At 39.0% G+C, this 12,714-nt stretch carries 12 protein-coding genes; 7 read left to right on the top strand and 5 right to left on the bottom strand.

The annotated features are described in order from the left end of the window. Positions 1 to 174 precede the first annotated feature (174 nt). Together dxs and dnaA are read left to right on the top strand one after the other, a co-directional pair. On the top strand, positions 175 to 2,103 hold the full coding sequence (gene dxs / locus EWE74_RS14495) for a 1-deoxy-D-xylulose-5-phosphate synthase (RefSeq protein WP_130142227.1): 1,929 nt from the start codon (positions 175 to 177) through the stop codon (positions 2,101 to 2,103). Between the two features lie 370 nt (positions 2,104 to 2,473). Continuing rightward, complete coding sequence (dnaA, locus tag EWE74_RS14490; RefSeq protein WP_130142226.1) at positions 2,474 to 3,901, top strand: chromosomal replication initiator protein DnaA; 1,428 nt, start codon at positions 2,474 to 2,476, stop codon at positions 3,899 to 3,901. A 93-nt stretch (positions 3,902 to 3,994) separates the two neighbouring features. Here the strand turns inward: dnaA and EWE74_RS14485 are convergent, their stop codons facing one another. The 5 genes from EWE74_RS14485 to EWE74_RS14465 all read right to left on the bottom strand — a co-directional run bounded on the left by EWE74_RS14485 (position 3,995) and on the right by EWE74_RS14465 (position 8,641). After that, entirely contained in the window at positions 3,995 to 4,426 is a 432-nt protein-coding gene (locus EWE74_RS14485) for a hypothetical protein (protein WP_130142225.1), read from the bottom strand. Positions 4,427 to 4,670: 244 nt separating this feature from the next. Further along, positions 4,671 to 5,702, bottom strand: coding sequence for a tetraacyldisaccharide 4'-kinase (gene lpxK, locus EWE74_RS14480; RefSeq protein WP_130142224.1), 1,032 nt, complete (start codon positions 5,700 to 5,702; stop codon positions 4,671 to 4,673). After that, on the bottom strand, positions 5,702 to 6,238 hold the full coding sequence (locus EWE74_RS14475; RefSeq protein ID WP_130142223.1) for a gliding motility lipoprotein GldH: 537 nt from the start codon (positions 6,236 to 6,238) through the stop codon (positions 5,702 to 5,704). The genes lpxK and EWE74_RS14475 overlap by 1 nt, the downstream gene beginning before the upstream one ends. Further along, positions 6,153 to 7,487, bottom strand: coding sequence for a PSP1 domain-containing protein (locus EWE74_RS14470; RefSeq protein WP_206365239.1), 1,335 nt, complete (start codon positions 7,485 to 7,487; stop codon positions 6,153 to 6,155). Before EWE74_RS14470 ends, EWE74_RS14475 begins: the two co-directional genes overlap by 86 nt. An 11-nt stretch (positions 7,488 to 7,498) precedes the next feature. Next, positions 7,499 to 8,641: a DNA polymerase III subunit gene (locus EWE74_RS14465; RefSeq protein ID WP_130142221.1), complete on the bottom strand. Its 1,143-nt coding sequence runs from the start codon at positions 8,639 to 8,641 to the stop codon at positions 7,499 to 7,501. A 122-nt stretch (positions 8,642 to 8,763) separates the two neighbouring features. Here EWE74_RS14465 and dnaN point away from each other — a divergent pair, with 122 nt between their 5' ends. The 5 genes from dnaN (at position 8,764) to nadD (ending at position 12,701) form a co-directional block, all read left to right on the top strand. Continuing rightward, positions 8,764 to 9,885 carry a DNA polymerase III subunit beta gene (gene dnaN / locus EWE74_RS14460; RefSeq protein WP_130142220.1) on the top strand — a complete coding sequence of 374 codons (1,122 nt, stop codon included), beginning with the start codon at positions 8,764 to 8,766 and terminating at the stop codon, positions 9,883 to 9,885. 10 nt (positions 9,886 to 9,895) lie between these two features. Then, complete coding sequence (locus EWE74_RS14455; protein WP_130142219.1) at positions 9,896 to 10,564, top strand: DedA family protein; 669 nt, start codon at positions 9,896 to 9,898, stop codon at positions 10,562 to 10,564. An 85-nt stretch (positions 10,565 to 10,649) separates the two neighbouring features. Then, a complete protein-coding gene (locus tag EWE74_RS14450; RefSeq protein ID WP_130142218.1) occupies positions 10,650 to 11,525 on the top strand; it encodes a YicC/YloC family endoribonuclease in 876 nt (291 codons plus the stop codon). 2 nt (positions 11,526 to 11,527) lie between these two features. After that, positions 11,528 to 12,103, top strand: coding sequence for a guanylate kinase (gmk, locus tag EWE74_RS14445; protein WP_130142217.1), 576 nt, complete (start codon positions 11,528 to 11,530; stop codon positions 12,101 to 12,103). Positions 12,104 to 12,116: 13 nt separating this feature from the next. Beyond that, positions 12,117 to 12,701, top strand: a complete 585-nt coding sequence (gene nadD, locus EWE74_RS14440) for a nicotinate (nicotinamide) nucleotide adenylyltransferase (RefSeq protein WP_130142216.1) — start codon at positions 12,117 to 12,119, stop codon at positions 12,699 to 12,701. Positions 12,702 to 12,714: the final 13 nt, after the last annotated feature.

The following is a 12,714-nucleotide window of genomic DNA, read 5'->3' as shown; positions in this document are numbered from 1 at the left end:
TAAAGCTACCTCATATTTTATCCACAATTGATGTTCTATTAACAATATATCATATATTGTTTACACACTCGTGTATACTATTTTTAACAGTAATAAACTTTTATTTGCGTTTATTGTTCTGTAGTTTAGGGAATAAGTTGTTAAGTTTGTAACTTATTTTATATAAACGAAACTATGCAAGTAGAGGCAGGTCCACTATTACAACAAATAAATTATCCGTCCGACCTTAGGAAACTGAAACCAAGTGATTTGGAAGAAGTATGTCGTGAATTGAGGCAATTCATTGTTGATATTGTTTCCGTGAACGGTGGACATTTTGCAGCTAGTTTGGGTGTCGTAGAATTAACCGTTGCATTACATTATGTATTGAACACACCTTACGATCAAGTTATTTTTGATGTAGGGCATCAAGCGTATGGGCATAAAATATTAACAGGAAGAAAAGAGACCTTTCATACTAATCGGATTCTGGGAGGAGTATCTGGTTTTCCAAAAAGAAGCGAGAGCGAATATGATGCTTTTGGTGTAGGACATTCTTCTACCTCTATTTCTGCCGCGTTGGGAATGGCCGTCGCCTCGGAATATAAAGGAGAGAAAGATAGACAACATGTAGCAGTAATCGGTGACGGTGCGCTAACTGGGGGGATGGCATTCGAAGCCTTAAATCATGCGGGGATTGAAAAATCCAATTTGTTGGTCATACTCAACGATAACTGCATGTCTATTGATCCCAATGTGGGGGCGATGAAAGAGTACTTGACTAGTATTACAACGTCTAGAAGCTATAATAAATTTAGAGATGACCTGATTGCTGTATTAGCTAAAATTTCGAAGAATGGGCCAGACGCCTATGGATGGGCAAAGAAATTGGAGCAAAGTATTAAAGGGACATTACTGAAGAATGCCAATCTATTCGAGTCACTGAATTTCCGTTATTTTGGTCCCGTAGATGGACATGATGTGACGAAACTAGCGAAAACCATTGAAGATCTAAAACATATTCCTGGACCAAAGTTATTACATGCTGTGACTGTGAAGGGTAAAGGATATGCATTGGCAGAGAAAGATCAAACAACATGGCATGCTCCAGGTTTATTTGATAAAATTACAGGAGAGATTAAGAAAGCCGTTTTAGATAAACCTCAACCACCGAAATATCAAGATGTTTTTGGACATACTTTAGTAGAGTTAGCAGAAGCTAACGATAAAATTATGGGGATCACGCCGGCAATGCCTTCAGGTTCATCATTGAATATTATGATGAAAGCCATGCCTGATCGCGCTTTTGATGTGGGCATAGCCGAGCAGCATGCAGTAACATTTAGTGCCGGTTTAGCTACGCAGGGGTTAATACCTTTTTGTAATATATATTCTTCGTTTATGCAACGGGCTTATGATCAGGTCATCCATGATGTAGCATTGCAGAAATTGAATGTCGTTTTTTGTTTGGATCGCGCAGGGGTTGTCGGTGCTGACGGACCTACACATCATGGAGCATATGATATCGTATATATGCGTTGTATTCCTAATTTGATTGTTTCTGCTCCGATGAATGAAGAGGAACTACGAAACTTAATGTATACCGCACAAATGCCAAATACAGGACCATTTGTAATTCGCTATCCACGTGGTAAAGGCGTGATGGTAGATTGGAAACGCCCGTTCGTTAAGCTTGAGATTGGCAAAGGACGCAAACTTCATGACGGGGAAGAAGTTGCTATTCTTAGTTTTGGCGCTATCGGAAATGAAGTCGTGAAAGCTGTTCAAACATTAAATGAAGAGGGAATTTATCCTGCTCATTATGATTTACGCTTTGCTAAGCCGTTGGACGAAGGTTTGTTACATAAGGTATTTAAAAAATTCAATAAAGTTATTACGGTAGAAGACGGAAGCATTATGGGAGGTGTGGGATCTGCCGTTTTAGAATTTATGGCAGATCACGGTTATGGGGCGAAGTTGGTTCGATTAGGGATCCCCGATGAAATCGTTGAACATGGTGAACAAGCAGAACTCTGGAGGATATGCGGATATGATGCATTGTCTATTGCAACCCAAGTTAGAAAATTAGCTGCTGGAATAAAAACCGATACGATGGTGTCGTAGTATAACCACATAAAGAAAATAACGGCAGAATTTAACAATTCTGCCTTTTTTTGTGTTTGAATATTCTTTATATTTATACATGAAAAAAACCTAATAGTTTTCCACATTAAAGAAGGTATTGCGTTTTTCTGATACAGAAAAAGTTTCATTTAAAAGGGATAAGCCGAGATGTTGAAAAAATATTTTTAAGGACATTTTATTCGATGAAAAAGCATTATTTTATTGTTTAATAATTTGATAATTAGTTTGTTATGTTTTTTTTGATTTTTTAGTTTTTTAGGTCGTTTTTTTTTGTCATCTTCGTCTTAAGCGAAAGTTTTAAACAATTTTTTTGTCAAATATTGGTTTTCAAGTTATTAACAATTTAAGAATGGAAAAAACGTGTACAAGTGTTTGGAATAGCTGTCTTCAGATCATCAAAGACAATATACCTGCGCAAAGTTTTAAGACCTGGTTTGAGCCTGTTAAAGCAGTAGGTTTGAATGGTAACGTTTTAACTATTCAAGTGCCTTCAGTATTTTTTTACGAATGGTTGGAGGAACATTATGTAGGTATTCTGCGTAAGACAATTAAGAAATTTTTGGGGGAGCAAGGGCGTTTGGAATACAATATTATTGTGGATAAATCTTCTGCTAATACTCCTTATACCACCAATATCCCTTCCAATGGAAATGGTGCAGAAGGAAAAAAGCAATCTATTCCTGTTCCCGTAGCATTAAATAAAAATATCAAGAATCCTTTTGTTATTCCCGGATTAAAGAAATTGCAGGTAGACCCACAGTTAAATACACATTATACATTTGATAATTTTATTGAAGGAGAATGTAATCGATTGGCACGTTCGGCAGGTTTTGCAGTTTCAAACAAGCCGGGAGGTACTTCTTTTAACCCTTTAATGCTTTATGGAGATGTAGGTCTGGGGAAAACGCATTTGGCTCAAGCGATTGGTAACGAAATCAAGAAAAATTTACCCGACAAATTAGTTATATATGTTTCCTGTGAAAAATTCTGTCAGCAATTTGTAGACTCTTTAAAAAATAATACGATTAATGATTTTGTGAATTTTTACCAGGCAATGGATGTGATTATTATGGATGATGTGCACAATTTTGCGGGTAAAGAAAAAACGCAAGATATCTTCTTCCATATTTTCAATCATCTACATCAATCTGGTAAACAGATTATCTTAACATCAGACAAAGCACCAAAAGATTTGTCTGGTTTGGAAGAGCGTTTATTAAGTCGTTTCAAATGGGGGTTATCTGCAGATATTCAGGTTCCGGATTTAGAGACTCGAATGGCTATCTTGAAGAAAAAAATGTATTCTGATGGTATTGAGTTACCCGAAAATGTGGTTGAATTTGTTGCAACACAGATTGACAACAGTGTCCGTGAATTGGAGGGAGCTATGGTTTCTTTATTGGCTCAATCGACCTTAAATAAAAAGGAAATTGACCTCAATTTAGCAAAATCCATGTTGAAGAACTTTGTGAAAAATACACATAAAGAAATTTCCATGGAGTATATCCAAAAACTAGTTTGTGAGTATTTTGAGGTACCGGTAGAAATGGTAAAATCGAAAGTTCGTAAACGGGAGATTGTACAAGCTCGCCAAATCTCGATGTATTTAGCGAAAAGCCATACAAAATCTTCTTTAAAGTCAATTGGAAACTTTTTTGGTGGACGTGATCACTCCACGGTGATCTATGCTTGCCAAACGGTAGAAGATTTAATTGAAACAGATAAGAAGTTTAAAACGTATGTTCAGGATATCCAGAAGAAGCTGAAGTCGTCTTAATAAAAGAAAACATTATTATTTAAGTTTATTTTTGAATGTAAAAAAGCGAAACCGATTTAAGGTTTCGCTTTTTTATGAAAATCAAATGATCTATTACTCGCTAATGGGTTGTTGCGGTTCCATAGGCTGTGCTGGTTCCGCTGGTTCCACTGGTGGTGTGACGATCGGTGTAGCAGGAGCAGGCGTTTCTTCTTGTGGACGCTCCGCAATTATCCTGTCGTATTGTGTCTTTTGTTCATCAGACAGTTTTTCCTTGATTTGAGCATCTGTTGTTTCCTGCAATCTACCCTTTGCCTCCGCTAACGCCTCCGGCGATTGTGAAGCATCTGCTTTTAATGCCTGTTTTGCTTTTGCATGCTCCAAAACGATATCATAGACAGAAGTTTGCTGTTCATCTGTTAATGTTAATTTCTCTGTTAATTTCGCTACTTTTTCTCTTGCTTTGTCTTCCGGATTTGCATCTTGAGCAAATGTTAACGTTAGTGCAAATAATAAGCTGATTCCTGTTAAAAATAATTTTTTCATGACATTATATTTTAATTGTTAAACCACTATTGTGTTATTTCTAATTATATAACTCATTATAGCCCAGGTTTGTTGCGTGATATGTATCAAATGTGTTACATTTTAACATTTCTTAACGACATTACCGTATAAATACAGATACTAATCCCGTGCTAATCCGTATCAGTTTACGTATAATCTATAGTGTATATATTAAAAGTCTGGGTGCCGCAGCGGGTAACCTCGAATATCGGCAGGTTGTCTGTTAAGAGGAGAACGCACGCTTTACTATCGCATCGAACATGTGCGCATCGCCAAATAAAAACACTTGGTCTATAGGAAGAAAATATAGCGGATGTTGGTCTACGAATGACGATGGTAATCGTTGTAAATCCTTTTCTGTCGTAATCATAACCTTCTGGAGGGAGTCTATATGTTGAAAGGTTTGGCTTATTTTATCCAGGTCGTCCGGTGAAAACTGGTGATGATCACGGAAAGATAAATGAATGATTTCTTTAAATTTTGGTTTTAAATAGGATACTAACGGTTGTGGTTTTGCGATACCCGTTACGACTAAAGCAACAGTATCACCCAGTTGTGTGTCGTCTAATAGGAGGCCGTTTTTCATCTGTAACTTTTGGTAACCAATTTTTGTATAAAATAAGGGTACGGAAGTGTATTTACGAAACCTCGACTCTATAGAGAATTTCATTTGGGCGGGAACAGTATCCGGACATTTGGTAATCACAATGGTGTCGGCACGTTTACAAGCCGGCAGCATTTCTCTAAAATTTCCGGTAGGTAACGGCAGAATAGGGTGTTGTAATGATTCATAATCAAGCAACAATATAGAAAAACTGGGCCTTAGCTTACGGTGTTGATAAGCATCATCGAGCAGTACGGCATCAACTTGACCCTGAACCTGCTCAATTCCTCGCACGCGGTTTTCACAGACAATCACCGTAGCATCTGGAAATTTACGTTTTATTTGGAGAGGTTCATCTCCTGTCAGTTCAGCAGAATCGTCTATGTTTACATATCGAAATCCCTTGGTTCTCCGTCCGTATCCGCGGCTGAGAACAGCTATATTTAGGTGGGGCTTAATCAGTCGAAGCACATATTCCGTCATCGGACTTTTTCCTGTACCGCCTACGGACAGGTTCCCAATAATGATGACAGGAAAATGAAAAGAAGTACTGTTATAAAGTTGGTTGTCGTAAGCCCAGTTCCGGAGCAGTACTATCGCCGCATATAAAATAGAAAAAGGGAAAAGCAGCCAACGAACGAACTTAACCATTACTTTCTAACAATTTTTAAGCCGACATCTGTAATATCCAATATCGGATTTTCCTGCATATTTTGTTCGATTTCGAAAGTATACATACCCGTATCCGGAAAAGTATAATTTTCTTTCAGAAGACGCCTGTTCTCATATAGATTACCCGCACTTTTTCCTGTCCAGCGTCCATCTGACGTGGCTAGTGTAAACTCATGCCTGTAAGAAGTGTCTTTTAGCCCTGGTCCGGTTTCATGTGAAAGAAAAAACAAGTTTGCAAAATCGTACTCACCAGTATGTCTTATATAGACCCAGACATCATATGGGCCATTATTTTGGTCTATCTGCACCTGAAACGTTTGTCGCTCATGATGATGCCACCGTCTGTTTGTCGTCGATTTATAGACGTCATAAAAAGGTTCGTTGGCACAAGCCAGCACAAAAAATAGCAGAAAAAATCCAAAAACACATCTAGCTATCGCCTTTATTGTTATTTGGTGTTTTGTTCTTGTTTCTATTCTTATTCCGATTAAACCGTTTTTTGGGTTTGTTCCCATTGGTATTTTCTTCTTCAGATGTAACGATTTTTTTTTCGTTTGTCTCTACTTTCTTTAGCGATACAATTTTATTTCCACTGGTATTGGTCTCTTTTTTACCCTTAGGCTTCTTCTTTCTTCGTTTCTTGTTCTTATCGTCTAAGCGAGTTAAGGAGTCTTGTCCCACCACATTTTCATAGTCATAGGAGATCGGTTTCTCTATTTCCTCTACAGGTTGCTGATGAACCGTTAAATCTTGTGATTTGCGACCCTCCTTATTCATTTCTGCATATTCACGCACTTTATATACTTCCAACGGAATCCAACTTTCTGCGCCCGGATAGGAATACCACATGATCTTTTTGAAGATATCGGTCTTCTGCAAGAACGCTGTTCCCGCTTCGGTATCCAATCGATCGACGTTGGATGGGATATCCTTTAGCGCATCCATATAACTGTCAAGCTCGTAGTTAAGGCAGCATTTTAATTTACCGCATTGCCCGGCTAGCTTCAGTGTATTCAATGAAAGGTTTTGATATCGTGCTGCTGCGGTAGAAACAGTTTTAAAATCTGTTAACCAGGTAGAGCAGCATAGCTCGCGGCCGCAAGAACCAAGGCCACCTAAGCGGCTGGCTTCCTGACGCATCCCAATCTGCCGCATTTCGATACGGATGCGGAATGCCTCTGCCATACGTTTGATTAGTTCCCGAAAATCAACCCGCCCCTCTGCGGTATAATAGAAAGTCGCTTTCGTTTTGTCGCCTTGATAGTCGACATCCGAAATTTTCATAGACAAACCCAGGTCTAGCGCCAGTTTTCTCGCTCGGTGCATCGTTTCCCACTCCAGTTCCTTGGCGGCGTTATATTTCTGTACGTCAACTTCGGTTGGTTTCCGGTATATTTTTTTAGCGACGGTTTCCGGTTTTACATTATTTTTCTTCAACTGTAAACGCACCAATTCACCGGTTAATGACACATGTCCAACATCGTATCCTCCGGTGGAGGGTTCAACGACGACCATTTCTCCCATTTCAAGATAAAGGTTGTCTGTGTTGATATAGAAATCTTTACGCGATCCTTTGAATCGCACTTCTACAATATTGAATGGTTTATAGTTTGCCGGCAAATCCATGTCGGAAAGCCAGTCGTATACATCTAATTTATTACATCCGCTGGTCATGCAGGAGCCATTATTTTGACAACCTGCAGGTGCATTTCCGGTAGAACCACTACCACACCCACCTCCGGATGAGCAATTGCCACATCCCATATTCTTTCCTTTTATATATATTGAGTCCCTTGTGGGAACGTTTGATATTTAAATATTAAAACTAATTGCAAAGATAAATCTAAAAATAGAATTTTAGGATTAGCATTGCGTTCTACTTTATAATGTGTTTTTTCCAGCAAACCAATAGCGGGCTCCAATTGTTCGCTTTTAAAATTTTCACTGAATTTCTGGACGAAATCCAGTTCTTGTCCCTTTAAAAGTACTAATTGTGAAAGCCCCGTTTGTGTTAATAACACTTGGCGCAGCACATTAATGGTGTAAAGTAAAAAAATTTTTTGGTTTTCTCGGCCTAACCGAGGAAAATCCTCCTCACAAAAACGGATAATATTCAGCCCCGAATCCGTGACGATGAATCGTAACCAGTTGATGAGCAAATCAAAATAAGGATGCGTATCTTCATCTAGAAGATCTATTGCTGTTTGTACGCTTCCATCAGCTATAAAAGCAATTTCCTGTGCGCGATCTTCGGATATTGCCCTTTCGGTGATCAGATACTGTTTCACATCACCAGGCGAAAATTTTGGAATTTTTACCAGCTGCGTACGCGATATGATGGTGTTCAATATGCTATCTTGATTTTCCGATACGAGTATAAAAAGTGTTTTTTCGGGAGGTTCCTCAATCAATTTCAGTAAAGCATTTCCCTGTGTCTGGAGGTATTCCGGCAGCCACATCACCAATACCTTATATTTTCCTTCAAATGCTTTCAAACTAAGCTTTTTGATGATGTCGTGGGCTTCTGCAATATTGATATTTGCCTGCTTGTTGCCCGCTTCTAGCTGATGACGCCAGTAATCCAATCCCATATAAGGATTTTCCAGAAAGGCCGTGCGCCAAACGTCTAGGTACGTGGTGGCTACATCTTTTTCTCCACTCGCAAAAAATGGATAAGAAAAATGTAGATCGGGATGAATCAGCCGTTGATATTTCCGACAGGAGCTACACGTTCCACAACTATCATTTTCCGATGGTTTTTCGCAGTTGATGTATTGCGCATACGCAAGAGCCAAAGCCAAGCTTCCCGACCCTTCGGGACCAAGAAATAGTTGCGCATGGCTTACCCGATTGTCTTTTACGGTTTGAACCAAATGCGCTTTAATCGTTCGGTGACCTATAATATCCTTAAACTGCATGTCTATGTAACTCCACAAAGGTACTAATTAATTAATTTGCGATAAGAATTAACACGTATTCAGGTATAAAATATAGATTCTTTTGTGTAATATTGCATATAAAAATCTATAAAATTCAGGAAATGAGATTTATTGTATCCACGTCAATTTTATTAAAACAACTACAATCAATTAGCGGCGCTTCGAGTAGCAGTACGGTCCTACCTATTCTTGAAAACTTTTTGTTTGAAATCAAAGATAACTTGTTGACCATTTCAGCTACAGATTTACAGACGAGTATGGTTACTTCTTTGCAGATAGAGGCAAAAGAAGAAGGGCGAGTGGCCATGCCCTCAAAAATCTTAATAGAAACATTAAAGACACTTCCTGATCAGCCGGTTGCATTTTCTGTGGACACCAATACGTTGGCCATTGAGATTAGTGCCGGTGATGGGAAATATAAATTGAGTGGAGAAAATGCCGACGATTTTCCTAAAATTCCGATAGTTGATAACGTATCTACGGTGGCGATAAGTGCATCTATTCTTTCAGAAGCCATTACCAAAACGCTTTTTGCCGTGAGTAACGATGAATTGCGTCCGGCAATGTCTGGTGTGTTGGTTCAATTGGCCGAACAAAATATCACGTTTGTGTCTACAGACGCTCATAAATTAGTTCGCTACCGCCGTACAGATGTGCGCACAGAGAAACCGACGTCTTTTATTTTACCTAAAAAGGCATTAACACTATTAAAATCTTCGCTTCCATCCGATGATGCAGCTGTTTCCATTGAATATAATAACACCAATGCATTTTTCCAATTCGGAAACATCCATTTGATATGTCGTCTTATTGATGAGCGCTATCCAGACTACGAGGCAGTTATCCCGCAAGTTAATCCGAATAAGTTAACAGTAGATCGATTGCTATTTTTAAACACGCTTCGCCGTGTCGTTATCTTTGCAAATAAAACGACGCACCAGGTGAGATTAAAGATTTCAGGCAGCGAATTACATATCTCGGCAGAAGATTTGGACTTCTCGAACGAAGCACACGAACGTCTAAATTGTCAATTTGAAGGTGAAGATATGGAAATTGGATTTAATGCTAAATTCTTAGTAGAAATGTTAAGCAATTTAAATTCAAGCGAAGTCGTTATTGAAATGAGTACACCAAACAGGGCCGGATTATTGATCCCTGCTGTAAAAGAAGACAACGAAGATATTTTGATGTTGGTGATGCCGGTTATGTTGAATAATATCTAAACTTGTCATTTTGGAAGTAATATATTCGCTAATAGACTTTATTCTCCATATCGATAAACATCTTGTGGAGATCGTGAATGATTATCAGACGTGGACATACCTTATCCTGTTTTTGATTATTTTTATTGAGACAGGGATTGTCGTCATGCCTTTTTTACCAGGAGACTCTCTTTTGTTTGCGGCAGGCATGTTAGCTGCGCAACCTAACGATTTGAATGTATGGATTATGGTGGTGCTGCTCTTGATCGCGGCTATTGCCGGAGATTCGATGAACTATTCTATCGGGCGGCGTTTTGGTATGCAGATAACCAAATTCAAATTATTTGGAAAACGTGTGGTAAAAGACGAACAGATCGAAAAGACGCATTCTTTTTATGAAAAATATGGTAGCAAAACGATTGTTATTGCGCGTTTTGTGCCTATTGTGCGGACGTTAGCTCCGTTTGTGGGCGGGATCGGCAGAATGCACTATGGTACATTTTTAACCTATAATGTGGTTGGAGGTTTTTTATGGGTCGTAGGTATCACGTTGGCTGGGTATTTTTTAGGTAATATTCCTATTATTCGGGATAACTTTTCGAAAGTAGTGTTACTCATTATTTTCCTTTCTGTTCTACCGATTATTTTCGAGGTAGTCAAAGAGAAGATAAGCAGCAGAAAAATAAAAAAGGAAGCATAAACTTCCTTTTTTATTTTTTATAGCATTTCCCCAAAATATTAAAACCTAATTCCTTATAGATAAAAGTCTTTTTCTACCTTTGCGTATGATAAAATCTATGACAGGGTACGGTATAGGCAGCCATGAAAATGGAAAAGTCAAATATACCGTGGAATTGAAATCCCTCAATTCCAAATTTCTTGAGCTTAGTTTGCGTTTACCCAAAATTGTTTCAGATCGGGAACTGACGCTTCGTACGGAAGCCAGTAAATTGATTGAACGGGGTAAGGTAAATATCACGGTCTCCGTTGAATATGCTGATCAAACGGCGAAAGCTTCGACGATTAATGCAGCACTTTTTAAACAATATTATAAGCAATTACAAGAAATAGCACAAGATGTGGGAGAAACTAATGCCTCCCTATTTCAAATGGCACTCGGCATGCCGGAGGTTGTAAGTGCGAACGAAGATACGGTAGATGAAGAGGAGGGAAAAGTACTGATGGGCGCCTTTTATACTGCAATAGCACATTTTACCAAGTTTCGGGAGGATGAGGGCGACGTGTTGAAGAAAGATCTGGAAAGCCGCGTGCATCTAATTCTTTCCTACCTAACGCAAGTGGAAGAAGTAGAAGGAAACCGTATTCCCTTAATACGGGAGCGTTTGAGCCATTACCTCGATGAAGCTGTAGGAAAGGAAAACGTAGATATGAATCGCTTCGAACAGGAGATTATCTATTACATAGACAAGCTGGATGTCACCGAAGAAAAAGTTCGTTTAAGAAGTCATTGTAATTACTTTATCCAGGGATTGAATGCCAGTGATTCCAGTGGGAAAAAATTAGGCTTTATTTCGCAGGAGATGGGTCGGGAAATTAATACCTTAGGATCTAAAGCGAACGATGCTAATATTCAGCAGATTGTTGTCCGGATGAAAGAAGAATTGGAAAAGATAAAGGAACAGCTACTTAACGTGTTATAAAAATGAGTGGAAAATTGATCATATTCTCAGCTCCTTCCGGCGCAGGAAAAACGACAATCGTTAGGCGGTTGTTGTCTAATCATGGAGATAAAATAGCGTTCTCTATATCTGCTAGTACACGGGAACCTCGGACAGGAGAGATCGACGGGAAAGACTACTATTTTATTTCCAAGGAGGATTTTCTGCATAAAATAGCTAAACACGAATTTATAGAATTCGAAGAAGTATATGCTGGAACCTTCTACGGAACATTGAGAAAAGAGGTAGAACGTATTTGGTCGTTGGGAAAATCCGTTATCTTCGATATTGATGTGGTAGGCGGTCTCCGTCTGAAATCTAAATATCCTGAAGAAGCTCTCGCCATCTTCGTAAATCCGCCGTCGTTGGACGTGCTGAAAGAACGCTTGAGGGGCCGGGGAACAGACTCCGAAGAGAAATTGCAGGAACGTTTTGCGAAAGCCGAGTTGGAACTGAGTTATGCCGATAAATTTGATGTCGTGTTAAACAATTTTGATCTGGAGACCGCCTGTAAAGAGGCGGAAGCACTTGTGTTGGATTTTTTGGAGGAAAATAAATAGTTAGCGAGTTAGAATGGCAAATAAAAAAGTTGGCTTATTCTTTGGCTCATTCAATCCTATACATATCGGACACCTGATTATTGCCAACTATATGGCTAATTATACGGAACTTGATGAGGTATGGTTTGTGGTATCCCCCCAAAACCCATTTAAGGACAAGAAGAATCTCGGAAATATGTACGACCGCTTGGAGATGGTCAATTTGGCCATTGAAGGTGCCGAGAGGCTGCGGGTGTCTGATATAGAGTTTTCATTACCTCAACCATCTTACACCATCGATACCTTGATCCATTTGGCAGAAAAGTATTCCACAAGGGAATTCTCTTTAATTATGGGGGAGGATAACCTCGCCAATTTTCATAAATGGAAAAACGCCGATATTATTCTTCGTGATTATCGGATTATCGTCTACCCTAGGCCGGATTATGATGGGGGAGAACTTAAACAGCATCCATCCATTACCATCACGGAAACCCCTGTGATGGAGCTATCTTCTACCTTTGTTCGTCAAGCGGTAAAAGCCGGAAAAAGCATCCAATTTTATGTACCGGATAAGGTTATTGAGTTTATCGATAAAAAAGGGCTTTATCTGCGTTGATAAAACCCCTTGG

The organism is Sphingobacterium corticibacterium (genome assembly GCF_004208525.1).
Classification (GTDB): Bacteria; Bacteroidota; Bacteroidia; order Sphingobacteriales; family Sphingobacteriaceae; genus Sphingobacterium; species Sphingobacterium corticibacterium.
The sequence above is the reverse complement of the archived record's forward strand: the minus strand, read 5'-3'. Positions and strand labels throughout refer to the sequence as shown.